The organism is Shinella zoogloeoides (genome assembly GCF_003574625.1).
In the GTDB taxonomy this organism is placed as follows: domain Bacteria; phylum Pseudomonadota; class Alphaproteobacteria; order Rhizobiales; family Rhizobiaceae; genus Shinella; species Shinella zoogloeoides_A.
Genome location: NZ_QNUJ01000004.1, coordinates 375,095 through 398,482, shown reverse-complemented (window position 1 = coordinate 398,482; position 23,388 = coordinate 375,095). Strand labels below are relative to the sequence as shown.

Annotated in this window: 30 protein-coding genes and 1 tRNA gene; 10 read left to right on the top strand and 21 right to left on the bottom strand. The window is 62.9% G+C overall.

The window, feature by feature from the left end; translation table 11 throughout:
* Positions 1-15: 15 nt before the first annotated feature.
* From DSD28_RS10310 to DSD28_RS10280, 7 genes are all read right to left on the bottom strand, one after another.
* Entirely contained in the window at positions 16-1,356 is a 1,341-nt protein-coding gene (locus tag DSD28_RS10310) for a pyruvate dehydrogenase complex dihydrolipoamide acetyltransferase (protein WP_119256286.1), read from the bottom strand.
* 15 nt (positions 1,357-1,371) lie between these two features.
* Complete coding sequence (locus tag DSD28_RS10305; protein ID WP_119256285.1) at positions 1,372-2,751, bottom strand: pyruvate dehydrogenase complex E1 component subunit beta; 1,380 nt, start codon at positions 2,749-2,751, stop codon at positions 1,372-1,374.
* A 17-nt stretch (positions 2,752-2,768) separates the two neighbouring features.
* Entirely contained in the window at positions 2,769-3,815 is a 1,047-nt protein-coding gene (gene pdhA, locus DSD28_RS10300) for a pyruvate dehydrogenase (acetyl-transferring) E1 component subunit alpha (RefSeq protein ID WP_119256284.1), read from the bottom strand.
* A 150-nt stretch (positions 3,816-3,965) separates the two neighbouring features.
* The gene (locus DSD28_RS10295; protein ID WP_119256283.1) at positions 3,966-4,274 is read right to left on the bottom strand and encodes an FtsB family cell division protein; all 309 of its coding nucleotides are present in this window, start codon (positions 4,272-4,274) and stop codon (positions 3,966-3,968) included.
* Between the two features lie 461 nt (positions 4,275-4,735).
* Positions 4,736-6,010, bottom strand: coding sequence for a phosphopyruvate hydratase (eno, locus tag DSD28_RS10290; protein WP_119256282.1), 1,275 nt, complete (start codon positions 6,008-6,010; stop codon positions 4,736-4,738).
* Positions 6,011-6,137: 127 nt separating this feature from the next.
* Entirely contained in the window at positions 6,138-6,977 is an 840-nt protein-coding gene (kdsA, locus tag DSD28_RS10285; protein WP_119256281.1) for a 3-deoxy-8-phosphooctulonate synthase, read from the bottom strand.
* A 1-nt stretch (position 6,978) separates the two neighbouring features.
* Positions 6,979-7,872: a VOC family protein gene (locus DSD28_RS10280; protein WP_119256280.1), complete on the bottom strand. Its 894-nt coding sequence runs from the start codon at positions 7,870-7,872 to the stop codon at positions 6,979-6,981.
* 143 nt (positions 7,873-8,015) lie between these two features.
* Between DSD28_RS10280 and DSD28_RS10275 the strand changes: the two genes are divergently transcribed.
* The 4 genes from DSD28_RS10275 to DSD28_RS10260 all read left to right on the top strand — a co-directional run bounded on the left by DSD28_RS10275 (position 8,016) and on the right by DSD28_RS10260 (position 12,767).
* Positions 8,016-9,257, top strand: a complete 1,242-nt coding sequence (locus DSD28_RS10275) for an NAD(P)/FAD-dependent oxidoreductase (RefSeq protein ID WP_119256404.1) — start codon at positions 8,016-8,018, stop codon at positions 9,255-9,257.
* Between the two features lie 100 nt (positions 9,258-9,357).
* Positions 9,358-10,098, top strand: coding sequence for a metallophosphoesterase family protein (locus tag DSD28_RS10270; RefSeq protein WP_119256279.1), 741 nt, complete (start codon positions 9,358-9,360; stop codon positions 10,096-10,098).
* On the top strand, positions 10,099-11,502 hold the full coding sequence (locus DSD28_RS10265) for a bifunctional serine/threonine-protein kinase/universal stress protein (protein WP_119256278.1): 1,404 nt from the start codon (positions 10,099-10,101) through the stop codon (positions 11,500-11,502).
* Between the two features lie 113 nt (positions 11,503-11,615).
* The gene (locus DSD28_RS10260) at positions 11,616-12,767 is read left to right on the top strand and encodes a ceramide glucosyltransferase (RefSeq protein WP_119256277.1); all 1,152 of its coding nucleotides are present in this window, start codon (positions 11,616-11,618) and stop codon (positions 12,765-12,767) included.
* 18 nt (positions 12,768-12,785) lie between these two features.
* Here the strand turns inward: DSD28_RS10260 and DSD28_RS10255 are convergent, their stop codons facing one another.
* The gene (locus DSD28_RS10255; protein ID WP_119256276.1) at positions 12,786-13,277 is read right to left on the bottom strand and encodes a hypothetical protein; all 492 of its coding nucleotides are present in this window, start codon (positions 13,275-13,277) and stop codon (positions 12,786-12,788) included.
* A 398-nt stretch (positions 13,278-13,675) separates the two neighbouring features.
* Between DSD28_RS10255 and DSD28_RS10250 the strand changes: the two genes are divergently transcribed.
* The 3 genes from DSD28_RS10250 (at position 13,676) to DSD28_RS10235 (ending at position 15,208) form a co-directional block, all read left to right on the top strand.
* On the top strand, positions 13,676-14,077 hold the full coding sequence (locus DSD28_RS10250) for a hypothetical protein (protein ID WP_119256275.1): 402 nt from the start codon (positions 13,676-13,678) through the stop codon (positions 14,075-14,077).
* Between the two features lie 237 nt (positions 14,078-14,314).
* The gene (locus DSD28_RS10240) at positions 14,315-14,983 is read left to right on the top strand and encodes an SOS response-associated peptidase (RefSeq protein ID WP_119256273.1); all 669 of its coding nucleotides are present in this window, start codon (positions 14,315-14,317) and stop codon (positions 14,981-14,983) included.
* 42 nt (positions 14,984-15,025) lie between these two features.
* Positions 15,026-15,208 (top strand): hypothetical protein, encoded by a 183-nt coding sequence (locus DSD28_RS10235; RefSeq protein ID WP_119256272.1) that lies wholly within the window; start codon positions 15,026-15,028, stop codon positions 15,206-15,208.
* 147 nt (positions 15,209-15,355) lie between these two features.
* Here the strand turns inward: DSD28_RS10235 and DSD28_RS26490 are convergent, their stop codons facing one another.
* Complete coding sequence (locus DSD28_RS26490) at positions 15,356-15,586, bottom strand: BON domain-containing protein (protein WP_119256271.1); 231 nt, start codon at positions 15,584-15,586, stop codon at positions 15,356-15,358.
* A 356-nt stretch (positions 15,587-15,942) separates the two neighbouring features.
* Between DSD28_RS26490 and DSD28_RS26485 the strand changes: the two genes are divergently transcribed.
* A complete protein-coding gene (locus tag DSD28_RS26485; RefSeq protein ID WP_119256270.1) occupies positions 15,943-16,194 on the top strand; it encodes a DUF982 domain-containing protein in 252 nt (83 codons plus the stop codon).
* 54 nt (positions 16,195-16,248) lie between these two features.
* Here the strand turns inward: DSD28_RS26485 and DSD28_RS10220 are convergent, their stop codons facing one another.
* From DSD28_RS10220 to DSD28_RS10210, 3 genes are all read right to left on the bottom strand, one after another.
* The gene (locus DSD28_RS10220; protein ID WP_119256269.1) at positions 16,249-16,539 is read right to left on the bottom strand and encodes a hypothetical protein; all 291 of its coding nucleotides are present in this window, start codon (positions 16,537-16,539) and stop codon (positions 16,249-16,251) included.
* Between the two features lie 129 nt (positions 16,540-16,668).
* Positions 16,669-16,929, bottom strand: a complete 261-nt coding sequence (locus DSD28_RS10215; protein ID WP_119256268.1) for a hypothetical protein — start codon at positions 16,927-16,929, stop codon at positions 16,669-16,671.
* Positions 16,926-17,174, bottom strand: coding sequence for a hypothetical protein (locus tag DSD28_RS10210; RefSeq protein WP_245424801.1), 249 nt, complete (start codon positions 17,172-17,174; stop codon positions 16,926-16,928). The genes DSD28_RS10215 and DSD28_RS10210 overlap by 4 nt, the downstream gene beginning before the upstream one ends.
* 321 nt (positions 17,175-17,495) lie before the next feature.
* On the opposite strand from DSD28_RS10210, the gene DSD28_RS10205 reads away from it, so the two are divergent.
* Both DSD28_RS10205 and DSD28_RS10200 read left to right on the top strand, forming a co-directional pair.
* Positions 17,496-18,185 (top strand): DUF4145 domain-containing protein, encoded by a 690-nt coding sequence (locus DSD28_RS10205; RefSeq protein WP_119256267.1) that lies wholly within the window; start codon positions 17,496-17,498, stop codon positions 18,183-18,185.
* A 227-nt stretch (positions 18,186-18,412) separates the two neighbouring features.
* Complete coding sequence (locus DSD28_RS10200) at positions 18,413-18,616, top strand: hypothetical protein (RefSeq protein ID WP_119256266.1); 204 nt, start codon at positions 18,413-18,415, stop codon at positions 18,614-18,616.
* 53 nt (positions 18,617-18,669) lie between these two features.
* On the opposite strand, the gene DSD28_RS10195 is transcribed toward DSD28_RS10200, so the two are convergent.
* The 9 genes from DSD28_RS10195 to DSD28_RS10155 form a co-directional block, all read right to left on the bottom strand.
* Positions 18,670-18,990, bottom strand: coding sequence for a hypothetical protein (locus DSD28_RS10195; protein ID WP_119256265.1), 321 nt, complete (start codon positions 18,988-18,990; stop codon positions 18,670-18,672).
* A gap of 29 nt (positions 18,991-19,019) precedes the next feature.
* Positions 19,020-19,223: a hypothetical protein gene (locus DSD28_RS10190; protein ID WP_119256264.1), complete on the bottom strand. Its 204-nt coding sequence runs from the start codon at positions 19,221-19,223 to the stop codon at positions 19,020-19,022.
* 613 nt (positions 19,224-19,836) lie between these two features.
* Positions 19,837-19,914: transfer RNA gene (locus tag DSD28_RS10185), tRNA-Met, on the bottom strand.
* A gap of 125 nt (positions 19,915-20,039) precedes the next feature.
* Positions 20,040-20,687: a hypothetical protein gene (locus tag DSD28_RS10180; RefSeq protein WP_245424800.1), complete on the bottom strand. Its 648-nt coding sequence runs from the start codon at positions 20,685-20,687 to the stop codon at positions 20,040-20,042.
* A 23-nt stretch (positions 20,688-20,710) separates the two neighbouring features.
* The gene (locus tag DSD28_RS10175; RefSeq protein WP_119256262.1) at positions 20,711-20,896 is read right to left on the bottom strand and encodes a hypothetical protein; all 186 of its coding nucleotides are present in this window, start codon (positions 20,894-20,896) and stop codon (positions 20,711-20,713) included.
* Positions 20,897-21,072: 176 nt separating this feature from the next.
* Complete coding sequence (locus DSD28_RS10170) at positions 21,073-21,543, bottom strand: helix-turn-helix domain-containing protein (RefSeq protein WP_119256261.1); 471 nt, start codon at positions 21,541-21,543, stop codon at positions 21,073-21,075.
* The gene (locus DSD28_RS10165) at positions 21,540-22,145 is read right to left on the bottom strand and encodes a hypothetical protein (protein WP_162911340.1); all 606 of its coding nucleotides are present in this window, start codon (positions 22,143-22,145) and stop codon (positions 21,540-21,542) included. The genes DSD28_RS10170 and DSD28_RS10165 overlap by 4 nt, the downstream gene beginning before the upstream one ends.
* Positions 22,087-22,941 carry a YdaU family protein gene (locus DSD28_RS26240; protein ID WP_245424799.1) on the bottom strand — a complete coding sequence of 285 codons (855 nt, stop codon included), beginning with the start codon at positions 22,939-22,941 and terminating at the stop codon, positions 22,087-22,089. The genes DSD28_RS10165 and DSD28_RS26240 overlap by 59 nt, the downstream gene beginning before the upstream one ends.
* Positions 22,938-23,309: a DUF1064 domain-containing protein gene (locus tag DSD28_RS10155; protein ID WP_119256259.1), complete on the bottom strand. Its 372-nt coding sequence runs from the start codon at positions 23,307-23,309 to the stop codon at positions 22,938-22,940. Before DSD28_RS10155 ends, DSD28_RS26240 begins: the two co-directional genes overlap by 4 nt.
* Positions 23,310-23,388 lie beyond the last annotated feature (79 nt).

The following is a 23,388-nucleotide window of genomic DNA, read 5'->3' as shown; positions in this document are numbered from 1 at the left end:
GGCCGCACCCCGCTATCAGACGAGCATCCCCATCGGGTTCTCGATATAGCGCTTGAAGGCGCCGAGGAGCTCGGCCCCGAGCGCGCCGTCGACGCAACGGTGGTCGGTGGAGAGCGTGACGGTCATCGCATTGACGATCACCATTTCGCCCTTCTTGACCACGACCCGCTCCTCGCCCGCGCCGACCGCCAGGATCGTCGCATGCGGCGGGTTGACGACGGCGGCGAAGTTCTTCACGCCCATCATGCCCATGTTGGAGACCGCCGTGGTGCCGCCCTGGTATTCCTCGGGCTTCAGCTTGCGTTCCTTGGCGCGCTTGCCGAGGTCCTTCATCTCGTTGGAGATGGCGGACAGCGTCTTCAGCTCGGCGCTGCGGATGATCGGGGTGATCAGGCCGCCCGGAATGGAGACGGCGACGCCGACATCCGCATGCTTGTGCTTGACCATGTTCGTATCGGTCCAGGAGACGTTGGCGTCCGGCACGTCGCGCAGCGCGAGCGCCATGGCCTTGATCACCATGTCGTTGACCGAGAGCTTGTAGGCCGGCTTGTCTTCCTTGCGCGGGGCGCTGTCGTTGAGCTGGGCGCGCAGCGCGAGCAGCGCGTCGAGTTCCACGTCGACCGACACGTAGAAGTGCGGGATCGTCTGCTTGGATTCCTGCAGGCGCTTGGCGATGGTCTTGCGCATGCCGTCATGCGGCACGAGCTCGTAGGAGCCCGGCTCGAAGAGCTTGAGCACGGCATCCTCGGACATGCCCTTCGGCGCGGCGGCAGGGGCCGCGGAAGCGGCCGGGGCTGCTGCGGCAGCAGGCTTTGCGCCACCGGAAGCGACGGCCTTCTCGACGTCGCTCTTGACCACCCGGCCATGCGGGCCGGAGCCGGTGATCGCCTTGATGTCGATGCCGGCATCCTTGGCGATACGACGAGCAAGCGGCGAGGAGAACAAGCCGTTGCCGACGCGTTCGCCATTGTCGCCAGCCGATGCGGGCTTGGACACCGAGGCGGCAGCGGCAGGAGCAGCAGCAGCCGGCTTTTCCGCTTCCTTCGGCGCCTCGGCCTTGGCCTCGGTCTTCGGGGCGGAGCCGCCGCCGCTGGCTGCGGCCGCCACGTCCTCGCCGTCGGCGGCGAGGATGGCGATCAGGCTGTTGACCTTCACGCCTTCCGTGCCGGCCGGCACGACGATCTTGGCGACCGTGCCCTCGTCGACGGCTTCGACTTCCATCGTCGCCTTGTCGGTCTCGATCTCGGCGATGATGTCACCGGATTTCACGGTGTCGCCTTCCTTGACGAGCCACTTGGCGAGATTGCCCTCTTCCATGGTGGGCGAAAGGGCCGGCATCGTGATGTTGATCGGCATATCCCAGCCCTCCCCTTACTTGTAGCAGACGGCCTTCACCGCCTGGACGACTTCATCGACGTTCGGCAGCGCCAGCTTCTCGAGGTTTGCGGCATAGGGCATCGGGACGTCCTTGCCGGCGATCGTCAGGATCGGCGCGTCGAGATAGTCGAAGGCCTGCTGCATGACGCGGGTCGCGATCTCGGTGCCGACGGAAGACTGCGGATAGCCCTCTTCCACGGTGACGAGGCGGCCGGTCTTCTTGACCGATTCGATGACGGTCGGCAGGTCCATCGGGCGGATGGTGCGAAGGTCGATCAGCTCGACGTCGATGCCGTCCTTCTCAAGCTCGGCAATCGCCTTCAGCGCATAGGTCATGCCGATGCCGAAGGAGACGACGGTGACGTCGTTGCCCTTCTTGTGGACGCGGGCCTTGCCGATCGGCAGGACGAAATCGTCCATCTTCGGCACTTCGAAGCTCTGGCCGTAGAGGATTTCGTTCTCAAGGAAGATGACCGGGTTCGGATCGCGGATGGCGGCCTTGAGCAGGCCCTTGGCGTCGGCTGCCGTGTAGGGCATGACGACCTTGAGGCCAGGGATGTGGCTGTACCAGGCCGCGTAGCACTGCGAATGCTGGGCGGCGACGCGGGCTGCCGCACCGTTCGGGCCGCGGAAGACCATCGGCGCACCCATCTGGCCGCCTGACATGTAGAGCGTCTTGGCCGCGGAGTTGATGATCTGGTCGATCGCCTGCATGGCGAAGTTGAAGGTCATGAACTCGACGACGGGCTTGAGGCCCGTCATGGCCGCGCCGACGCCGACGCCGGCAAAGCCATGCTCGGTGATCGGCGTATCGATGACGCGGCGGGCGCCGAATTCCTGGAGCAGGCCCTGCGTGATCTTGTAGGCGCCCTGGTATTCGGCGACTTCCTCGCCCATGACGAAGACGTCCTCGTCGCGGCGCATTTCTTCCGCCATGGCGTCGCGCAGCGCTTCACGCACCGTCGTCATCACCATTTCGGTGCCGGCCGGGATATCCGGATCGGCGGCGATCTCGCCCTTCGGCGCGGCCGGAACCGGCGCTGCGGCAGCAGGAGCAGGCGCAGGTGCGGCGGCTTCGGCCGGCTTTTCGGCGGCGGCAGCCTTCGGCGCGGCGACGGCATCGGCGCTTTCGCCGTCCTGCAGCAGCACGGCGATGGCCGTGTTGACCTTGACGCCCTCGGTGCCGGCGGCGATCAGGATCTTGCCGATAACGCCCTCGTCGACGGCCTCGACTTCCATCGTGGCCTTGTCGGTTTCGATCTCGGCAATGACGTCACCGGACTTGACGGTGTCGCCCTCGTTCTTGACCCACTTGGACAGCGTGCCCTCTTCCATCGTCGGAGACAGGGCGGGCATGAGAATTTCGATTGGCATAGGTATCCCTCCCCGGATTACAGCAGGATGTCGGTGTAGAGTTCGGATACATCCGGCTCCGGATCGGACTGCGCGAAATCGGCACTGTCGGCGACGATGTCACGGACGTCCTTGTCGATCTGCTTGAGATCGTCCTCGCTGGCCCAGCCCTTTTCGAGAAGGCGCGCGCGCACCTGCTCGATCGGATCGTGCTCCGAGCGCATCTTCTGCACCTCGTCCTTCGAGCGGTACTTCGCCGGGTCGGACATGGAGTGGCCGCGATAGCGGTAGGTCTGCATTTCGAGGATGACCGGGCCCTTGCCGGCGCGGCAATGCTCGACCGCCTCGTCGGCGGCGGCCTTCACGGCGCGCACATCCATGCCGTCCACCTGGAAGCCGGGAATGTTGAAGGAAGCGCCGCGATGCGAGAAGTCGGTCTGGGCGGAGGCGCGCGAGACAGCCGTGCCCATGGCGTAGCGGTTGTTCTCGATCACGTAGATCACCGGCAGCTTCCAGAGCGCCGCCATGTTGAAGCTTTCGTAGACCTGGCCCTGGTTGGCCGCGCCGTCACCGAAATAGGCGAGCGAGACATTGTCGTTGCCGCGGTAGCGGTTGGCGAAGGCGAGGCCCGTGCCGAGCGAGACCTGGGCGCCGACGATGCCGTGGCCGCCGTAGAAATGCTTCTCCTTGGAGAACATATGCATGGAGCCGCCCTTGCCCTTGGAAAGGCCGCCGCGGCGTCCGGTCAGTTCCGCCATCACGCCGCGCGCACTCATGCCGCAGGCCAGCATGTGGCCATGGTCGCGATAGCCGGTGATGACCTGGTCGCCTTCCTTCAGCGCGAGCTGCATGCCGACGACGACGGCTTCCTGGCCGATATAAAGGTGACAGAAGCCGCCGATGAAGCCCATGCCGTAGAGCTGGCCGGCCTTTTCCTCGAAACGCCGGATCAGCAGCATCTCGCGATAGGCCTTGAGGTCGTCTTCCTTGGAGAAGTCGGCGATGGTGCCGCCGAGGAAATCTTTCTTCGCAGGCTTTGCCGCAGGCTTGCGGCTGGACGTGGACGCGTTTTTGCGCGGAGCCATTCGTTCCTCCCTATGTTTGCCTTCTTGGCGAAAACCATAGGGGAGAAATCCGGCCGCAGCAATGCCATAATTGCATGGCTTATATTCTGAACAAGCCTCTGAATAATAAGGCTGATTTACGATTAACCAGATTTCAGTTAATCGACACTTTCAGTGGAAAATGACGATTTCGTCGGCGCGCGACATGTTCAGGTACGAGCGCGCTTTTTCGTCGAGCATGTCCCGCTCGAGCGAGCCGTCGCTCATCAGGGCGACCTCTTTTTCCAGGATCTGGCGCTGGCGCACAAGCACGTCGAGACGCGCCTGGCGCTCCACCCTCTGCCGCTCAAACTCCTCCATTCCCCTGAGGCCGAGATCGCCATGGACGGAATGGTAACCGAAATAAGAAAGGAATGCGACCGTAATTACCGGCAGAGTAAGCCGGCCGAACTTCCGCTTCTTGTGATGTTTGGTCCACATGCAAGTGCCCCGATACGCAGTACGGATTGTACACTAGCACCAAGGGGTTAACCGATCATTGACCATGACGGGCGCGGCGGCAGGGAAGCATGTGACGGGTGCGCGCTCCCTCGTGGCGCCATAATGAAGCGTGGTTGGGTGTGGTGTGATCCCCGGCCGAGCCCGGGGATGACGACAGAAGAGAAACCGCCGGCTGAAGCAGCGGCACGCCATGCCGCACCACCCGACGCTCCACCATACATCGACTGATGGACTGGGGGCTCAATCCCTCGCCGCAGCCTCGCCCTTTGCCGCCGTCATTCTCGGGGATCGCCCCAAGGACAATGCCACACGCCACAGCCGGACAGGTCAAAGAAAGAAGGCTGACCAGGGAGAAAACCGCACGCCTCCCCGACCCTTAAAAAACAAAACCCGCGTCTCGCGACGCGGGTTTCATCATTTCGGATAAACTGTTTTTCCGATCAGCCGCGCAGGATGCTGCGGCCTGCGAACCGTGCCTGCGCGCCAAGCTGCTCCTCGATGCGGATGAGCTGGTTATACTTGGCGGTACGGTCGGAGCGGGCCAGCGAGCCGGTCTTGATCTGACCGCAGTTGGTGGCGACGGCGAGGTCGGCGATGGTGGAGTCTTCCGTCTCGCCCGAGCGATGCGACATGACGGCGGTGTAGCTCGCCTTGTGCGCGGTCTCGACGGCGTCGAGCGTCTCGGAGAGCGAGCCGATCTGGTTGACCTTGACGAGGATCGAGTTGGCGACGCCCATCTTGATGCCGTCGCGAAGGCGCGCGGAGTTGGTGACGAAGAGGTCGTCGCCGACGAGCTGCACCTTCTTGCCGATCTTGTCGGTCAGGAGCTTCCAGCCGTCCCAGTCGTCTTCCGCCATGCCGTCCTCGATGGAGAAGATCGGATACTTGGCCGCGAGTTCCGCGAGGTAATCGGCCATGGCGCCGGGCTCCAGCGTGCGGCCTTCGCCTTCCAGGACATACTTGCCGTCCTTGAAGAACTCGGTCGAGGCGCAGTCGAGCGCGATGAACATGTCCTCGCCCGGACGATAGCCGGCCTTCTCGATGGACTTCATGATGAAGTCGAGCGCGGCGGGCGCCGAAGCGAGGCCCGGCGCGAAGCCGCCTTCGTCGCCGACATTGGTGTTGTGGCCGTCGGCGGCGAGCTGCTTCTTCAGCGTGTGGAAGACTTCCGAGCCCATGCGCACGGCGTCACGGATCGTCTCGGCGCCGACCGGCACGATCATGAATTCCTGGAAGTCGATCGGGTTGTCGGCATGCGCGCCGCCGTTGATGATGTTCATCATCGGCACCGGCAGGACACGGGCGTTCGGGCCGCCGACATAGCGGTAGAGCGGCAGGTTGGCGGCTTCGGCAGCGGCCTTGGCGACGGCGAGCGAGACGCCGAGGATGGCGTTGGCGCCGAGGCGGGCCTTGTTCGGCGTGCCGTCGAGCTCGATCATCGTCTGGTCGATCTGGATCTGGTCTTCCGCATCGAGGCCGCCGATGGCTTCGAAGATCTCGCCGTTGACGGCAGCGACGGCGTTCTCGACGCCCTTGCCGAGGTAGCGCTTGCCGCCGTCGCGCAGTTCGACGGCCTCATGCGCGCCGGTCGAGGCGCCCGAGGGAACGGCCGCGCGGCCGAAACTGCCATCCTCGAGGTGCACGTCCACTTCGACGGTGGGATTGCCGCGGCTGTCGAGAATCTCGCGGCCGATGATGTCGATGATAGCAGTCATGGATATCGTCCTGTTTCGGGGTTCGTAAATCGATTAAAATCCACTTTTAATCGACCATTCGGAAATTACAATGGCACGATGGCGCCGAAAAACGGATGGCACCTCTTCGTGTCATCCGTTTGAAATCTCAGGCCTTGGCGATGGCGTCGAAGGCGAGCAGCTTTTCCAGCAGCCGCGGCATGTCCTTGAGGTGCACCATGTTCGGCCCGTCGGAAGGCGCATTGTCCGGGTCCTCGTGGGTCTCGACGAAGAGGCCGGCAATGCCGACGGCGACGGCGGCGCGCGCCAGCGTCTCGACGAATTCGCGCTGGCCGCCGGTCGAACCGCCCTGCCCGCCCGGCTGCTGCACCGAATGGGTGGCGTCGAAGACGACCGGCGCGCCGAGGGCGGCCATGATCGGCAGCGAGCGCATGTCGGAAACCAGCGTGTTATAGCCGAAGGACGCGCCGCGCTCGCAGAGCAGCACATTCGGATTGCCGCTCTCGGTGAATTTCGCCAGCACGTTCTTCATGTCCCAAGGCGCAAGGAACTGGCCCTTCTTGACGTTGATCGTGCGGCCGGTCCTGGCGGCGGCGACGAGAAGGTCCGTCTGGCGCGACAGGAAGGCGGGGATCTGAAGGATATCGACCGTCTCGGCGACGACGGCGCATTGCTCTTCCGTGTGGATATCGGTCAGGACCGGGAAGCCGAAATCCTTCTTGAGGTCGGCGAAGATCTCCATCGCCTTGTCAAGCCCGATGCCGCGCTTGCCGGAGAGCGAGGTGCGGTTCGCCTTGTCGAAGGACGACTTGTAGACAAGGCCGATGCCGAGCTTGTCGCAAAGCTCGACGAGCGTGCCGGCGATCATGTAGGCGTGGTCGCGGCTTTCCATCTGGCAGGGGCCGGCGATCAGCGAGAAGCGCTTGTCCTGGGCGAAGGTGACCTTCCTGGTGCCTTCGCCGACGATGACGGTGGAATTGGTTTTCATCTCATTCTCCAAAGACGAAGAGGACGCCCTGACCCGGTGCCGGCGGCACCAGAAGGCGGTTGTCCCGCTCGCGGAAGGCGACGCCGCGCTGCGCCAGCAGGCGGCGACAATCGGACAGGCTGGAAACCCTGAAGACGACCGCCTGCCCCTTGAGGCCACGGTCCGCGCCGGCGACCGGCGCAATGCCGTAGAAGCCTTCGAGGCCGGCATCGTTCAGCACGGTGATGCGGCCGCGCGGCGTCTCGACCGACATGCCGAAGGACATGGCCTCGATCTCGCGCTCGTCGGCGGCTTCCTGCACGAGATACTGGAAGTCCGTCGGGTTCTGTTCGGAGAGCACGACCTCGGCGAGCGCCACGACGCCGTTGCCGTGCGTTTCCAGCGCCTTGCGGTCGGAGGGCAGCGGCAGGATGCGCTGGGAGGCGAAGAAGAAGAAATCGGGGCTGCGCAGGTCGGCGGCGAAGGCAAGGCGGAAGCTGCCGGTCGCGGACGTGCCGTCCGGCAGCAGCATGTCACGGGAAAATTCCAGGATCTCGCCGCCGGAAATCCCCGCCGACCGGTAGCGCCGGTCATCGTCCCAAGCGTCGCCTGTCGCCATGGCGATGCCGGAAAAGCCCTCCTGCCCGCGGCGGAAGCGGAACGCCTGGTCGCGGGCGATGAACGTATTGCCGCTGCGCGCCGCTTCCTCGCATTCCTCGCGGTTGGCGATGCCGAGCGGCTCCAGATAGCTGCCGTCGGAAAGGAAGACGCAACAGTTTTCCGTGCCGAACGGATGGCGCGCGTCCTTGGCGACGGTGAAGCCGAGCTGCGTCAGGCGCTCGCGGGCAATTCCAAGCTCGGACACCGGCAGCACCAGATGGTCGATCGGGCGGGGCGTTCTCGAACTCACGGTCATGGCAAAATCCGGTCGTGTTTCAGGCGCCCCGTGCTTTGCATGCTTTCGGCCCGCAATGCAAGCACCAGCGCCCTGCGCCGCGGCCGGCCGGAACTTTTCCGCCCCTTGCCCGTTTGGGAAGACTTTTCGCATGGAGGGGCACCATTCCGAAATCCCGCGACATCACGCGCCAGCGCGACCTGCATGAATCCCATCCCCTCTGGGCCGACTCGCCGCGCATTACCCTGCGCGTGCGCGGCAGGCCGTCGCGGACGGACTACGACTGCATCGTCGTCGGCGCCGGCATTTCGGGCGCCCTCGCAGCCCATGCGCTCGCCGACGGCAAGCGGTCCGTGCTCGTCGTCGACCGCCGGCAGCCCGTCCATGGCAGCACGCTCGCCAGCACGGCGATGATCCAGCACGAAATCGACGTTCCCCTGCACAGGCTCGCCGGCATGATCGGCGAGGAAAAGGCCCGGCGCGCCTGGCAGCGCTCCGCCCGCGCCGTGGAACAGTTGACGCGGATCGTCGCGGATACCGGCATATCCTGCGGCTTCGAGCGCGAGAAGACACTCTTCCTTGCCGGCGATGCCTATGGCCGGCGGGCCTTGCAAAACGAACTGGACGCCCGCAACGCGGCAGGCATCGCGGCGGACTTCCTCGATGCCGCCACCCTCGCCGAGCGCTTCTCCATCCAGCGCACCGGCGCGCTTCTCAGCGACATCTCGGCCTCCGCCAATCCGGCGCAGATGGCGGCCGGCATCCTGCGGGCCGCCGCCGCGCGCGGCGTGGAGATCGTCAGCCCGCTGGAGATCACCGACATGCGCGCCACAGCGGACGGCGTGTTCCTCGCCACGGAAGAAGGCAGGATCCTCTCGGCGCGGCACGCCGTCTTCTGCTCCGGTTACGAATTCCTCGAAGCGGTCGCCGACCGGGATCACGCCATCGTCTCCACCTGGGCGCTCTCGACGCCGCCCGGCACGGCGCTGCCGGACTGGCTGAAGGACTGCATCGTCTGGGAGGGCGCCGATCCTTATCTCTACCTGCGCAGCTCCCGCGACGGCCGACTGATCGCGGGCGGCGAGGACGAGGAGAGCGAGGACGCCTATGCCTCGCCGCAAAAGCTTCGGCAGAAGGCGAAGACGATCCACCGCAAGGTCGAGGCCCTGCTCGGCCTTTCCCTGCCGCAGCCGGCCCATGTCTGGGCCGCCCCCTTCGGCACCACCCGCACCGGCCTGCCGCTCATCGGCCGCGTTCCCGGCCTGCCGAACGTCTTCGCCGTGATGGGTTTCGGCGGCAACGGCATCACCTTCAGCCAGATCGCGGCCGAGATCGTCGCCGCCGATATTGCCGGCCATGGCGATGCGGATGCCGATCTTTTCGCCTTCCGCGCCCGCGATTCCTGACGAAACGCCAGTCCGCGCGGGCGATATTCCCCTTCCGTCGAATGGTTGCGGCCGGCAAGGCGCGTTATGCTCGTCATCGACCTTGAAAGACCGGATCGCCATGCTGCTCGCTATCCTTTCCGATATCCACGCCAACCGCGAGGCCTTCGAGGCCGTGCTGGCGGCCGCGGAAGCGGCCGGGGCGGAGCGCTTCGTGCTGCTCGGCGATATCGTCGGCTATGGCGCGGATCCCGAATGGTGCGCGGAACAGGCGATGTGGCTTGCCGCGGGCGGCGCCATCGTGCTGCGCGGCAACCACGACGACGCGGTCGGCAATCCTTCCGTCTCGATGAATGCTACGGCGACGCTGGCGCTCGAATGGACGCGCCGCCAGCTTGGCGGCGCCACCCGCGCCTTTCTCGCCGCCCTGCCCTTCAAGGCACGCGAGGGCGACTGTCTCTTCGTCCATGCCGATGCCAGCGCGCCGGCCGACTGGAACTATGTGCTCGACGCCAGCGATGCCGGCCAGCATCTCGCCGCCTGCGAGGCGCGCGTCAGCTTCTGCGGCCATGTGCACAAGCCGGCGCTCTACTGCACCGCGCCGGGCGGCAAGATCACGCATTTTGCCCCGGTCGCCGCGACGCCGGTGCCGCTCCTGCCGCAGCGTCGCTGGCTTGCCGTCATGGGCTCGGTCGGCCAGCCGCGCGACGGCAACCCGGCCGCGGCCTTCGCGCTCTACGATACCGAGAGCGCGGAACTCCGCTTCATGCGCGCCGCCTACGACGTGGAGAAGGCGGCCGGCAATATCCGCGCGGCGGGCCTTCCGGCCTCGCTCGCCGACCGCCTGCTGCGGGGACGCTAGATGGTCAAGGCGAGGCTGAAACCCGGCGACGTGATCGACGGCTTCGTCATCGAGGATATCGCCCACAATGGCGGCATGGCGCGCATCTGGAAGGTCAGTCGGCCGGATATCGACTTCCCGATCCTGATGAAGGTGCCGGTCATCGGCGAGGGCGACGATCCGGCAGCGATCGTCGGCTTCGAGATGGAGCAGATGATCCTGCCGCGCCTTTCCGGCCCGCATGTGCCGCGCTTCGTCGCAAACGGCGATTTCGCGACGCTCCCCTATATCGTCATGGAGCGCCTGCCCGGCACCTCGCTCTATCCGCTGCTCGAGCGCCTGCCGCTGCCGCCGGAAGAGGTGGCCGCCATCGGCGCCAAGGTGGCGGTGGCGCTCGATTCGCTGCATCGCCAGCATGTCGTCCATCTTGACCTGAAACCCTCCAACGTCATGTTCCGCGAGACCGGCGAGGCCGTGCTGATCGACTACGGCCTCGCCCGCCATATCCACCTGCCGGACCTCATGGACGAACAGTTCCGCCTGCCCTACGGCACCGCGCCCTACATGGCGCCCGAACAGGTGCTCGGCACGCGCAGCGATTTCCGCAGCGATCTCTTCGCGCTTGGCGTCATGCTCTATTTCTTCGCGACCGGCGAGCGCCCCTTCGGCGATCCGCAGCGACTGAAAGGCCTGAAGCGCCGGCTCTGGCGCGATCCGCTGCCGCCGCGCGTCCGCAACGCCGCGATCCCGCCCGCCTTGCAGGAAATCATCCTGCGATGCCTGGAGGTGAACCCCGCCTGGCGCTATCCGAGCGCCGCCCAGCTCGCCCTCGACCTTCAGGATCTTTCTTCCGTCAAGCTGACGGCGCGGGCGGAGAAGATGAAGCGCGACCCGCTCGGCATGGTGCTGCGCCGCCGCTTCAATCCCGTGCCCATCGAGGCCGCGAGGCCCCGGACGGCGGAAGCCCAGCTTGCGGGTGCCCCCATCGTCGCCGTCGCCATCGACCTTGCAGGCGAGACACCGGACCTTGCCGACGCCATCCGCAAGACCGTCGCCCGCATCATCGAGAACACGCCGGATGCCCGCATCGCCTTCATCAACGTGCTGAAGATCAACCGCATCGCCATAGACACCTCGCTGGACGAGGAAGGCCGTAACAAGCATGTCCTGCGCCTCGTGCAGCTTCGCAACTGGTCGACCGACCTGCCGGCCCCCGGAGGGGGAATCACCTTCCATGTGCTGGAGGCCGTCTCGCCCGCCGACGCCATCCTGGAATATGCCCGCGAAAACTATGTCGACCATATCGTCATGGGCGCGCGCGCCGAATCGGCCATGCGCTCCATGCTCGGCAGCGTTTCCGGCGGCGTCGCCGCCCATGCGCCCTGCACGGTGACCGTCGTGCGCAACCGCCTGCCGCCGGAATAGACGGGGCCGGACGCCCCGTCATTCCCCTGTCATGTGACAGTGCTGTCTCTTCCCGCGTGAATGCACCCCGGCAGCCGCCCGTTGAGGGCCGGCGCCCATCGGAGTTTGCGTGAATGGACATGGCTCAGGCCCTCGCCCTTGCCTCGGGCGCCCTCGTTGCGACCAACCTTGCGAGCATCCTCGTCGCCGGAAGACGGCTTGACCCGGCCGGCGCGCCGCCGCCCGAGGTTCGCAAGAAACCGCCGGTCTCCATCGTCGTTCCCGTGCGCGGCATCGAGAATTTCTCGGCGGAGACGCTGGACCGCGCCTTCCGCCTCACCTGGCCGAAATACGAGCTTCTCTTCTGCGTCGCCCACGGCAACGATCCGATCGTGCCGGAAATCGAACGGACGGCAGCCGCCCACCCGCATGTCGAGGCCCGCATCCTCGTCGGCGACGACCGCATCGGCGCCAATCCCAAGCTCAACAATTGCGTCAAGGGCTGGCAGGCCGCGCGTCACGACTGGGTCATCCTTGCCGATTCGAACGTGCTGATGCCGCCGGACTATATCCAGCACCTCATGGCCGCCTGGCGCGGCGACACGGGCGTCGTCTGCTCGACGCCGCTCGGCTCGCGCCCGGACGGCTTCTGGGCCGAGGTGGAATGCATGTTCCTCAACACCCAGCAGGCGCGCTGGCAATATGCCGGCGAGGCGCTCGGCTTCGGCTTCGCCCAGGGAAAAAGCATGCTCTGGTACAAGCCGATGCTGGACGAGAACGGCGGCATCCACGCGCTGAATGCCGAGATCGCCGAAGATGCCGCCTCGACGAAGCTGGTGAACCGGCTCGGTTTCAAGGTGCACCTCGTCTCCTCGCCCTTCGAGCAGCCGCTGGGGCGCCGCACCGGCCGCGAGATCTGGTCGCGACAGAGCCGCTGGTCGCGCCTTCGCCGTGTCACCTTCCCCGGCTTCTTCGCGCCGGAGATCCTGCTCGGCATCCTGCCGCCGCTCCTTCTCGCACTCGCCGCCGCCCTCCTTGCCGGAACCCCGCTGACGCCCGCCCTTCTGCTGGTGCTCGCCGGCATCTACCTGCCGGAAGCCGGTCTCGCGCTCGCCAAGGGCTGGCGCCTCTCGCTCTGGTCGCTACCCGCGATGATGCTGCGCGACATGATGATGCCCGCCATCTGGCTGCGCGCCTGGCTCGGCGGAAACATCGACTGGCGCGGCAACACGATGACGATCGGCACCGCCGCCTGCGAACTCAAGGAAGCGCCGGCAGGGCCATAGTCCCCGAACGGAGCGCCGCTACGACTTGCCGACCTGAATGCGCAGATAGGGATTCCTCGGATCATAGCTGGCGCGGGGTTTTCCCTTGCCCGTCTTGATCAAACCGGCGGCAAGGTGCCCCTGTGGGCCGAAAAGATAGTCGCTCCCCGCGCACAGATGCGCGAGCATCCGGTAGTCGAAATATTTCAGGCTGTGCTGCGTGAGAAAGACCGCGTTATCGTAGGATTTCCCTTTGATACCGGCGTAGTTCGCGCTCTTCATGAAGGCCTTCAACGCCTTCTTGTTGACCGAAGCGCCCCGGCATTCCTTTCCGAGCACTTTCACGAGCGTGACGACCCGCATCGTCTCGGCGTCATGGTCCGGCAGGGGCTTGGAGGTCCGGGCGAGATAGGAATTGGTCGCCGGATCGTTCGTCATCGACTTCGCCCAGAAAGCGGGCATTTCATCCGCGATGCAAAGGCCTGCCGATCCCAGCAGTCCCAATGCCAGCATGCCAAGAAATCGACCCATTCGCATTCACTTTCCCTCCCTCGCGACGGCCCGATGCTTCGGGCCAGAACGCAACTGTAGCGATAAAGGCGAGGGCGGAAAAGAAAATTAGGGGTAGGTTATGCAGGGTATATCACGAAACCCGCCTATCGGTGGATCTCGCCAAGATGAGCATCAACGGATGTCGGAAAGCGTTGATTTTACTTGCATATTTGGCGACCCCTGCAGTTCTGCAAAAATGACGTAAAATCAATTGGTTCTTGTAAGGTGGGACCATGCACCGCCCCATTGAAAACAAATAGGAATTTCCGCTCCTAGGTCTCACCTTGACTCTTCCCTCTTCCTGGATCATTTACCGCTCTGGCGGAACGTGAACACATAGAGAACGAAGGAATGCGGTCCTTCGGGTGGAGAACCGCATGACGGAGAAATCGAAAACGAGACGAACGCCGCTGACCGAGCCGATGCTGATCAACTACAAAGGATCATGGCAGGTCTGCTATCAGGCGCGAGGCACCATCAACTACGAACGAGTGACAGCGTGGGTCTATGGACCTGACAGCATCTTCTTTTGCCGCGTCGGGGAGCAGAGCGAAATCATCATACTCCCGGAAAAAGACAAGTTCTTCGCCGGCCCCTTCCCCTTTATGGTTGATCGCGTCGATTCCAACGACGTGCCCATTGAACGGCTGGGTGGCGCGCACAATGCAGGGGCGGCTATCGAGATATACAACTACCTCAGGCCTCATTATTCGTCTGGTTTACGGCTTCGCAACGGCATCAGAGTGATGAAGCAGCAGGGGAAAGATGAAGAAGCATGAGCCTCAACGACCGCACCGATACCCATCCTCATGCGCCAGAAGAGCACTATTGCGAGCATCCCAGCTGCAACAAATGGGGAGGATTCGGGCTGGCTCGATCCAAGGCCGAACCGATGCGCTGGTGGTGCTGGGAGCATTATCCATTTAAGGAGCCGGGCTCCACTCGAAATTCGGGTCCCTTGTCGGCCTGAACACCGCGCCCTATCCTCTGTCGGTAGACCTAAGGAGCTGAAAGGCATGTGCGGCCGCTTCACACAGATGATGTCCTGGCGCGAGCTTGTCGCGCTCTACCGCCTGACCGACAAATACCTGATCAGAAACACCGAAGCGCGCTACAATATCGCGCCGACGCAGACAATCCCGTTCATCCGGGTCGATGACGAAGGTAGCCAGATCGTCGAGGACGGCCGGTGGTGGCTGGTGCCACACTGGGCGAAGGAAATGCCGAAGGCGGCCATGTTCAATGCCCGCATCGAAACCGTAGACAGGTCGCCAGCATTTCGCGACGCGTTCAGGATGAGGCGCTGCCTAATCCCGGCGGATGGCTTCTATGAGTGGACCAAAGGGGATGACGGCGGCAAGGATCCTTGGCTGATCCAGATGCCTGGGGGTGCCCCCTACGCCTTCGCCGGCCTATGGGCGCACAACACGACGCTCGATGTGACGAGTTGCACAATTATCACCGCCCCCTCGATCACCCCCATAAGCCGGATTCACGCCCGCATGCCCGTCATCCTCCAGCCCGAGGTCTTCGAGGGCTGGCTAAACCAAAGCACACCGAAGGAAAATCTCAAGGGCATTCTGGCGCATCACCTCAACGGGCAGATGCGGATACGTCGCGTCAGTCGCGAGGTGAACAAGGCGACGTTTGCCGGCAAGCCCGAGCCGGTCATCAACTCGCTGTGATCGGGCATGCCTGCGAACAAAGGAGCATCTAGCGGAGGTGGAATGATGAAGCTGGCGCCAGAGATTGAAGACGCCTTAGACCGCTTTGCTTTGGAGCAGGACATAACGCGCGAGGAAGCGCTTGCGGTCATCGCCCAAGACTGGTTGATCGGAGCGGGTTATCTAACGGCCGAGGAGGGCGCAGCAGACGAGGAAGTCTTGCTTTCCGCCGAACTCCGGGCCTGATGCGCAATGGCCACGGAACAATGCGAATATTCCGGAGTTGTAGACGCGCCCGCTGATGTCCCCAAGCGGGATTTGTTCGAGAGACGAACCTTCTTGAAAACCAGGAGGTTCGTCTCTTTTTTCGCCAAGATCTACGAAAATCCTGCTTTAGAGCCAAATCATCCTGTCCCAAATGGGTGCGCTGCCAGCGATTTCACGCACGATTTGCAGCGCTCTTTGTGCAGCCTCGGGTGTGACTGTCCCACTTAGAATGACAGACTGAGCCGTGATTGTGACCTCGATCCGGCAACTATTGCAAATCTCGTCATATGCAATCGCCGATACCAAGGACGCGCGAAGCCCCGCACCGGCTGCACCGGAGCTGAAATCGCTTGCCATATCCCTGAAACTCCTTGGCGCCGAAAAGTCGGCAGCCCTTGTTTAGGAGCAACGAAAATAGAATGCGTATGTTCCGTTCGCTACAGAACGGATTACCGGCCATTCTTGGGTGCAAACTAACTGTGGCTTCCTCCGAACATGAGATCATGTCATCCTCAGCAGCCTGCACAGGCGCGGGAGCCTTGGGAAGCCAACCCAAAGGCGCAGGTCCGGGGGCCTGTTTGGCGGCGCAGCCCCCGTTGCGCCGCCACCTGTCGGAACAATTCTCTCTCGCGCTCGTTCTGAAACGCCACTCTACTTAGTTCAGCCTTTTGCCCCGCCTCGCGCGGGGCGCTTTGTATAGCGTGAGGTGTGAGATGGACTCTGGCAGATGGAATGAGCCGGTCACATTCGAAACCCAGCGGCTCGGTCAATATCGCACGATCGCAAGCGCCGACGAGGCTGCGCGGGCCCTACTCATGGATTGGCCAGTTCATTCAGGCCATGCGTTCATGAAGGCGCAGAAGGCGTGCTTAGCGGTGTTGGAGGGACGCGAGGCGCCGGAAGCGGCAAGAGAGGCATTCCTCGCTGCCGCGGAAGAGGCTGGCGTGTTCGTTCGCGATAGTTAGAAGCGTCGAGTACATCTTCTAAGGGAATCATATTTCATATAATTCTTATTGACACTACGGCGCAAAACCGCCTCTCACCATGAAGGCGAGAACAGCCATGATAATGCCCCCGATGAGCAGCCGCACCACCCACTGAAGGCTATCGGATATCTTGTCGACCTTCGATCCGACAGAGTCGATTTTGTCGTTCATGGCTTTCCACTCGCCTTCCTTACGAGCGTCAGCCAGATCGCTTTGCCTCTGCCATGCCTCAAGGGCGGCGATGCGTTGTGTGTTGCCTTGGATGGTGTGCTCGGCGCTCACCATGCGGCTCCTGAGATCGGTGTCAGTTTCGGGTGGGCTCATTTCCGGCATCCTGGCTGCGTCTGGCATGTGCGATTGTGGGCGATGACCTGCTCGGCAAAAGGCCGGTCATTGGCGACGATATAGGCGCGGGTACCGGCCGATGGGGTCAGGGCTTCGAAGCCTGAGCCATCACTGACAGATGCCGTCTGCGAACACGCCGCCAAGCTCCCGGCAAATGCCAGCATCATCAAGCTTCGAAACATCCGCATTGGTGCGGCTCCTTTTCTGAACGAGTTCGATGGCTTTCTTGAGCGAGTCGGCACGCTCCAGCGCCCTGCCCTGCTCCTCGGCGCGCGGGAGAAGCCAGAGGTCATTCACGGCCCCGAAGCCGAGGAACACGATGAAGCCGCCGATCAGCGCGCCACCTATGAGGGAGAGCTTGTCGATCACTCCGCCACCTCCGCCTTGATCTCGCGAACCGCCGCGATGATCTGGCTGCGCAGGAGAACGAGGACCAGCAGGACAACGACGAGCACGACGCCGCCTGCAACGATGGCCTGCCAGTCCATGCCGGAGAGCCAGCCGAGTCCGATCGTGCCGAGACCGCCGCCGCCCGTCAGCCAGGTCAGCCAGTTGGACTTCTCCTTGACCCTCTGCTCGACCTTCTCGGGGACGACGGGCTTTTCGACCGGCACCTCAACCGTCTTCTCGATGATCGACGGCTTCTCAGGCGTCGGCCGGCCGGAGAGAGAACCCGCGCCGCCTCACTCATGCCGCTTTGGGCGACTTGCACTAAGACGCCGAGCGCCTTTTTGGCATGTTCCTTTGCCATCTGGGCAAGGTCTTTCTTCGCCTGCGTTACCGCACCCTTCTTCCGTCCGGCGCCTTCACGCTTGCCGCCGTGGGCCATCTTGATTTCCTTGATTGTTATTCAATCAGCGGCGGCTATCGCGCCCTATTGAAATCTCGCGCTCAGTTTGATCTTGTGCTGCTGAAAACAACTTTGGAGGCAAGTAATGAAGCTAGTTGTAAAGGGGACTGTGCACCAAGGCCCACCTGAGACGATCAATCTTCGTTGTCCATTTTGTCGTCACGCAGGCGCGTTTGGTGGATATCCGAACAACACTGATATTCTGTGGGACGTTCATAACAAGCAGATTCCAGGCACCGGAAGCGTGCAACAGGTTCGCAGCCTCGCCGGCCTTCGAAGGTGCCCTAACTTTGAATGCGGCGCCTTGGTATTTGTCGCCTCAGATTCTCGTACCGGCAACAGAGCCTGCTACCCTCCTGAGTTGATCGATTTTGATGCAACTGCCCTTCCAGACAAAATTCTGTCGTCCCTCCAGGAGGCTGTAGCTTGTCATGCAGCTGGTGCTTTCAAAGCCTGTGCTCTGATGGTCCGCCGCGTACTTGAGGAGCTTTGCGAAGATAAAGCAGCCAATGGCGCAAATCTGAAAGCGCGTATCGCTGCGCTAAAGGGGGTAGCTGTTATCCCTGATGAACTGCTTGCCGCCGCTGATGAGCTGCGCATTCTAGGAAACGATGCCGCTCACGTTGAAGCAAAAGACTACGACAAGATTGGAGAGGCGGAAGCGGCACTAGCGGTAGATCTAGCGAAGGAATTGCTCAAGGCGGTTTACCAGTACAGTTCTCTGGTAGCACGCCTGAAGGCTCTGAAAAGGCCGTCATCCGGGAACGGTGAGTGAAGCCACCTTTCTCTTTCCTCCATCGAGGATACAGAGAGGGAAATCCAGCCCTAGTTCGAACAAGAGGAGGCACTTCCACATGGCTCGGCAGATTGCCTTGCTCATCGTTATTGGTCTTTTCGCCTATGCCTGCTTCTGGTTGGCGTTGCGGTGGTTCTGACACAAGGGCCATCGCGAGCGGAACTGGCTCAGCCGCAACAGCGTTCTCCCGAAAATGGAGAGAAGCAATGAACGATGACCTTCTAGCCCGCCTGCAGTCGGAAAGCACCAGCCTGCGCACCCGAGCGATCGAGATCGATAAGGCTAGTGGCGCGAGCGACACCGCAATGCTCATGCAGGGCCTAGCGACCGCGATGGAAGCGATCCGAGCACTTGCCGCGACCGCGGGTCGGCTGGATGGCCCTTCCGGGCTCGGCAAGAGCGGCGATTGACGGTTCCTGAGCAGCCGGACCTAAGCCCGGCTCTCGTTTTGGGGATGCGGGGGTTAGGAGATACTTCGGGCGCCGATGTCAGGGTCGATGCGGCTGTAGGCTTCGACGGCGACGGGCGTGCTGGCAACGTTCAGGATGGACGGGCCGACAGAACTTCGGGTGGCTGCGCTCTGCGGCTCGACCGACGGGGCGATGACGCTGAGGCAGACGACGTCGGCATAGACCTGGTGGATCATCGGCTTCTCGACGCTGGCCTTCACGGCCTCGTAAATGCCGGGATCGGTGGGCGTGGCCGCGACGGCGGGCGCTGCGATGGTGAAGGCCATGGCCGCAAGGGCGAGGCCGGCACAGATCAGACTTCGGATACTGCGCATGCTGGTTCCTTTCTGCTGGGGTGGAGGGGTTAGGCGGAAGTGTAGAACGGCGTCGGCGCCGGCTTCATCGGATCGGGCGTCCAGCTCTTGGGGAGCACCATCTTGCCGCCGTGGATCATCACCTTTCTGGTGACGCGGCCGATCCGGCAACGGCGATGGAGGCGGTTGACCACATTCTCGGTCTCGCGGCGCATGTCCTCTGCGAGCTTGAACAGCGTGGCGGGCTCAGTCATCGCTCTCTCCTGAAATGAGAAACCCGCCACCAGTGAAGGCGACGGGCAGAATGGATGCCGGCATCACATCAATCACTCCGGCTCTGCGGCATTGTGACGGGTGGCCGTATCCGCATGATTGTCGGCTATGCCGTATGGGGTCGGGAATGCGAAGGGACGGCAGCGCCTCGCTCTTGTTCCAGCCTGAGCCTTTAGGCTGAGGCATTCCCGATTTCTTTGCCTTTCGGCGAATTCAGTGCCGCTGTTTCACCCGCGTCATGTGCGGGCCATGGCTTCAACGCCGAGTACGGGTCACTCCCCATATGTGCGTCTTCGCGGCTCTCCAAGGTCGGGAAGGAACGGCAGGGACCATTCTCCGTCTGCCTGTGCGAACCGGCTCCGCGCCGTGCCCGCCTTCCCGATGGGCTTTGGACGACCGCTGGGCCGCTTGTAGATGTTCGGTCGTTGTACCCAAAGGGGCAAGCTGCTAACCCAGCACAGCACCGAACATCATCGTCCAAATAGCTTTGGAATGGGCCGGGCTTGATACCGGCTCCCTGTTTTCAGAAGGCTACCCGCAGGCAGGGGGATTGCTCATCACGTCCGCGCTTCCTTCAGCGCCGCCATTCCAAACTGGTTGCGGTGGCAGGATTCGAACCTGCGGCCTCCAGCTTATGAGGCTGGCGAGCTACCGGGCTGCTCTACACCGACAGAAAAATGACAATATTCTTCAACAGCGGGGCGCGGTGAAATCCGCCCCGTGGCCCGGCGAGTGTTCCCTCGTTAATCGAGGTCCGCGATCAGAACAGCCACAAATCACCAAAGGTTTCGGTGATTCTAAGCGACCTGATCAATTTCCGCAAGCGTCTCAGCGGCTTCCAGCGCATCAAGTTGTGCAGTAATCGCCAGAACTCGGGCACGGACCACCTCGCTCAGCCGGTCGATCGCCATATCCGCGTGTTCGCGCAGGGATGTCTTCGGGTTCCGGCCCTTCGGCAACACCTTCTTCAACTGGCCGCGAAGATGGTTCTGCTTGTTGAAGCGCTGGCGCTCCATGTCGGACCATTCCTGCAGCTTGTGCGCCTGGTCCGCCTCGAACTCGTCCATCATGAACTGAGCGATCATGTTCTCGGGGAAGCGCACCGGGCCGGCGCTTCTGGTCGGCGCCAGCATGCACATGACGGCATCGACCGCCCTCACCCGCTCGAACTCAAGCCGCGGCAGATGCACGAAGGCGTAGCCGACGAGAAAAGGCTGCCGGCGCTCGATGAGCTTGTTCGTCCGGTGGTGCTTGGTCCGGATCCAGTAGGACGGCATGAAGACGTCGATGCCCTCCTGGCGAAGCTGGCGCTCAAGGATGCTTTCGCCCTTGCGACGCTCGGCCTCGATCTTCTCCTTCTCGGTGATGTTCGCCGGAATCGGGAGCGGCCTTGCCATCCGCTGTGTGCCGGGCTTTGCTCGTACCGCGTACCAGTAAGATTTCATGGTTTTTCCTCGTGTTCCGCCGTTCATTGTTTGCGACGACGGTCGATCTCTTCGTCGATGATCGTCGCCATTTTCTTGATGAGTTGGGCCATCGCTGCGCTGCCAGTCGCGTTGTAGGTAGCGCTTTGTCCGAACTTCGCCGCCACCTCGAAACGCCTGATATGCGGTCCCATGAGTTCAAGCCATCTCTCAGGCTTCCCATCCGTCATCCTCACCCCTCCTTGCCGTTGAGGATCGAGCCTCGGGGAATCCGTCCGATGATCTGGCAGATCTCCCGCATGCAGTAATCCGGGCTCTTCCCACGTACATAGGCGTCGATAACCCTATGGATTGCCGTCTCACGGCGCTTGCGCTCTCCGTTCGCTCTCTCTTGATGGCTTGGAGGTCAGGCTTGTGGCTCATGGCTGATCCTCTTCGCGTGCTGGCGAACGCCGTGCAGAACGGTCGTATGATCCCGGCCGCCGAACAGTCGGCCAATTTCCGGCAGGCTCGCCGAGGGTTTGATCATCGTCTTGATCTCCCACATCAGCTTCTGCCGGAACCGGGCAATATGCTTCTGGCGGCATGGGCCTGTCACAAGTCCGTATGGCATCCCCTCCTGCTCGCAGCGCTCAAGGATATGGGCAGAGCAAGGTCCGTTGGCGGAAACCATCTGCCAGCGCCGATAGGCCATGACGTGCGCGTCGTGTTGCTGCAGGTCGTCCCGTGAGGTCTGACGCTTGACCACAACAGAGACCGGAGGAGCAATAACCGGCTTCGGCTTTGGCGGGTTGAACAGCCGGCGGCGAACCGCTGCATGATCGGCTATCAGCGCCGCGGCGCTGGTGAACGTCTTCGCTGTGAACTGGATGTTCATGCTGCTGCCCTACCTGATTCCTGCGCCGCCGGAGGAGCCCAGATTTCACCTATGGCCCACAGAAATACAGCGCCGACCGGAAGGCCTTTCTTCACGCGCCCGACCCAGCTTTCTTGCGATGGGCAGTTGTCCACGAGATACCAGCCGAGAAGCGAAAGCTCTTCGGCGCGCAGCCGAGCGTCGGTCGTGATGTTCTTGAGCATGACGTGCTTGCCGGCCTTTACGCCTAGGGCAGCATTCTCGCGGACCATCCTGGCGCGCTCAGAAATCCGAGCGCGGTCGGCGCGCAGCGATTCCGCTTCGGCATTGGCGAGTGCCGCCAGCTCGGACGGGTTCGGCAGGAACGTGACGTGCTTCGCGTAGCCGCCGCGCTTAAGCTTGATGAAGGCCTTGCGAAGCCCCTCGATCGGGGTTGCGGAGAGAGCTTCGCGGTAAAGGTCGATAGCCTCGTTCTCGCTCACGGCCGACGGGATCATAAGCCCAGCCTCAAGCAGGGCATTGATGCACTTCGCCACCTCGTCGGAGCCAGCGGCCGAAAGCTTTTCAGTGAGGGCGGTAATCTCGCTCTGCAAGGTCGATGACAGGGCCGGCATTGTCTGCATTTTCATCACCGTAGATTTCGCGTTTGAGGTTCTGGCGGATGCGCTCGTGGCGCTGCATGGCCGGGCTGGCCGGCTTCACCGGCGGGGGCGCTCCGCTGCGGTGCTCCCACGAGCCGGCAGCCTTCCGTTTGTCGAAGGCTTCCTGGATGGCCGGGACGAAATAATCCCAGGATCTGGCCGGGCGACCGAGCCGCGCCGCGACGGAGCGGACCGTCGGCAGCACGTCGAGATCGATGTCAGCGCCCTGGCGGATGAGCTCCATCACGGGGCCGACGACGAATCCGCCGTGCGGCTGCATCTTGTCGCCAGCCGCATCCCGCAATTTGCTTTCGAGCACCTGCGGATCGAGGTCAGGCCCCGCGCAGGCTGCTGCTGCTTCGTCAGAAGCAGGAGCAGATAGGTTATCGGTTAAAGGTGGCACGCCCGTATCACTGCAATTGCTTTGCACATGCATTGCATTTGCATCTTGGGTTTGCTTCTTCCCCTTTCCGTGCCGCGCCTCTGCGGCCGAGCGACGCTTCTCGATGATCTCGTCGGCCTTCGACAATTCCGCATCGATGCGTTTGTGCGTCCAGCCGGGGCCAAAAAGCATCACCAGGATGTCGCGGCTATCCTCCCACTGCTCGACGGTCAGCTTGGCGATGCGAGCGATAACGCGCTCGTTCGCCGGCAAGCTCCCGTTCTGCCAATAGTGCATGATCATCAGCAGGTAGGCGCCGTGCTCGGTTGCCGTCAGGTGGCCTGTGTCAGCGAGATAGTCAGCGATGTGGAGCGGCATCCAGGCGCGGTTGCTCATTTGACCACCTCGACCTCTATGCCGAAGCACGCCTTCATGAGCTTGGCCTTGAGACGAAAATCTCTGGTGGCAACGCCCTTTACGTCCACGACGCGGCGCGAGCGGAGGATTCGGTCGAAGAATACGAAATCGGCCCTGTACCGAGCGACTAGCACGCCGTTGACCATCAGGTCGTACTCGCGCTGGCGGTCGATGTCGGTTACCTCGCCGGCCTTCTCCCGCTGCTTGAGTTCGGCGTAGAAGTTGGCTTCGGCTTTGCTATCGAAGCAGATGCCGTCGAGCAGTGTCCGCTTGGCGCCGTACTTGCTGCGCTTCGGCTTCGATGACAGGAGGGCTTGGCCCTGCTCTCTGGTGAGGTGGAGGGTCATGCCGCCACCCCGCTAAATTTTCCGACGGTGATCGGCTGCCCGATCTTGAACCGGACATGCCTCGAAAATAGATTCCCGG

Excerpts from the sequence above, each read along its gene's own strand:
- DSD28_RS10310 (WP_119256286.1), bottom strand. The coding sequence starts at position 1,356 with ATGCCGATCAACATCACGATGCCGGCCCTTTCGCCCACCATGGAAGAG.
- DSD28_RS10305 (WP_119256285.1), bottom strand. The coding sequence starts at position 2,751 with ATGCCAATCGAAATTCTCATGCCCGCCCTGTCTCCGACGATGGAAGAG.
- pdhA (WP_119256284.1), bottom strand. The coding sequence starts at position 3,815 with ATGGCTCCGCGCAAAAACGCGTCCACGTCCAGCCGCAAGCCTGCGGCA.
- DSD28_RS10295 (WP_119256283.1), bottom strand. The coding sequence starts at position 4,274 with ATGTGGACCAAACATCACAAGAAGCGGAAGTTCGGCCGGCTTACTCTG.
- eno (WP_119256282.1), bottom strand. The coding sequence starts at position 6,010 with ATGACTGCTATCATCGACATCATCGGCCGCGAGATTCTCGACAGCCGC.
- kdsA (WP_119256281.1), bottom strand. The coding sequence starts at position 6,977 with ATGAAAACCAATTCCACCGTCATCGTCGGCGAAGGCACCAGGAAGGTC.
- DSD28_RS10280 (WP_119256280.1), bottom strand. The coding sequence starts at position 7,872 with ATGACCGTGAGTTCGAGAACGCCCCGCCCGATCGACCATCTGGTGCTG.
- DSD28_RS10270 (WP_119256279.1), top strand. The coding sequence starts at position 9,358 with ATGCTGCTCGCTATCCTTTCCGATATCCACGCCAACCGCGAGGCCTTC.
- DSD28_RS10265 (WP_119256278.1), top strand. The coding sequence starts at position 10,099 with ATGGTCAAGGCGAGGCTGAAACCCGGCGACGTGATCGACGGCTTCGTC.
- DSD28_RS10260 (WP_119256277.1), top strand. The coding sequence starts at position 11,616 with ATGGACATGGCTCAGGCCCTCGCCCTTGCCTCGGGCGCCCTCGTTGCG.
- DSD28_RS10255 (WP_119256276.1), bottom strand. The coding sequence starts at position 13,277 with ATGGGTCGATTTCTTGGCATGCTGGCATTGGGACTGCTGGGATCGGCA.
- DSD28_RS10250 (WP_119256275.1), top strand. The coding sequence starts at position 13,676 with ATGACGGAGAAATCGAAAACGAGACGAACGCCGCTGACCGAGCCGATG.
- DSD28_RS10240 (WP_119256273.1), top strand. The coding sequence starts at position 14,315 with ATGTGCGGCCGCTTCACACAGATGATGTCCTGGCGCGAGCTTGTCGCG.
- DSD28_RS10235 (WP_119256272.1), top strand. The coding sequence starts at position 15,026 with ATGATGAAGCTGGCGCCAGAGATTGAAGACGCCTTAGACCGCTTTGCT.
- DSD28_RS26490 (WP_119256271.1), bottom strand. The coding sequence starts at position 15,586 with ATGGCAAGCGATTTCAGCTCCGGTGCAGCCGGTGCGGGGCTTCGCGCG.
- DSD28_RS26485 (WP_119256270.1), top strand. The coding sequence starts at position 15,943 with ATGGACTCTGGCAGATGGAATGAGCCGGTCACATTCGAAACCCAGCGG.
- DSD28_RS10220 (WP_119256269.1), bottom strand. The coding sequence starts at position 16,539 with ATGAGCCCACCCGAAACTGACACCGATCTCAGGAGCCGCATGGTGAGC.
- DSD28_RS10205 (WP_119256267.1), top strand. The coding sequence starts at position 17,496 with ATGAAGCTAGTTGTAAAGGGGACTGTGCACCAAGGCCCACCTGAGACG.
- DSD28_RS10200 (WP_119256266.1), top strand. The coding sequence starts at position 18,413 with ATGAACGATGACCTTCTAGCCCGCCTGCAGTCGGAAAGCACCAGCCTG.
- DSD28_RS10195 (WP_119256265.1), bottom strand. The coding sequence starts at position 18,990 with ATGCGCAGTATCCGAAGTCTGATCTGTGCCGGCCTCGCCCTTGCGGCC.
- DSD28_RS10190 (WP_119256264.1), bottom strand. The coding sequence starts at position 19,223 with ATGACTGAGCCCGCCACGCTGTTCAAGCTCGCAGAGGACATGCGCCGC.
- DSD28_RS10180 (WP_245424800.1), bottom strand. The coding sequence starts at position 20,687 with ATGAAATCTTACTGGTACGCGGTACGAGCAAAGCCCGGCACACAGCGG.
- DSD28_RS10175 (WP_119256262.1), bottom strand. The coding sequence starts at position 20,896 with ATGACGGATGGGAAGCCTGAGAGATGGCTTGAACTCATGGGACCGCAT.
- DSD28_RS10170 (WP_119256261.1), bottom strand. The coding sequence starts at position 21,543 with ATGAACATCCAGTTCACAGCGAAGACGTTCACCAGCGCCGCGGCGCTG.
- DSD28_RS10165 (WP_162911340.1), bottom strand. The coding sequence starts at position 22,145 with ATGCAGACAATGCCGGCCCTGTCATCGACCTTGCAGAGCGAGATTACC.
- DSD28_RS26240 (WP_245424799.1), bottom strand. The coding sequence starts at position 22,941 with ATGAGCAACCGCGCCTGGATGCCGCTCCACATCGCTGACTATCTCGCT.
- DSD28_RS10155 (WP_119256259.1), bottom strand. The coding sequence starts at position 23,309 with ATGACCCTCCACCTCACCAGAGAGCAGGGCCAAGCCCTCCTGTCATCG.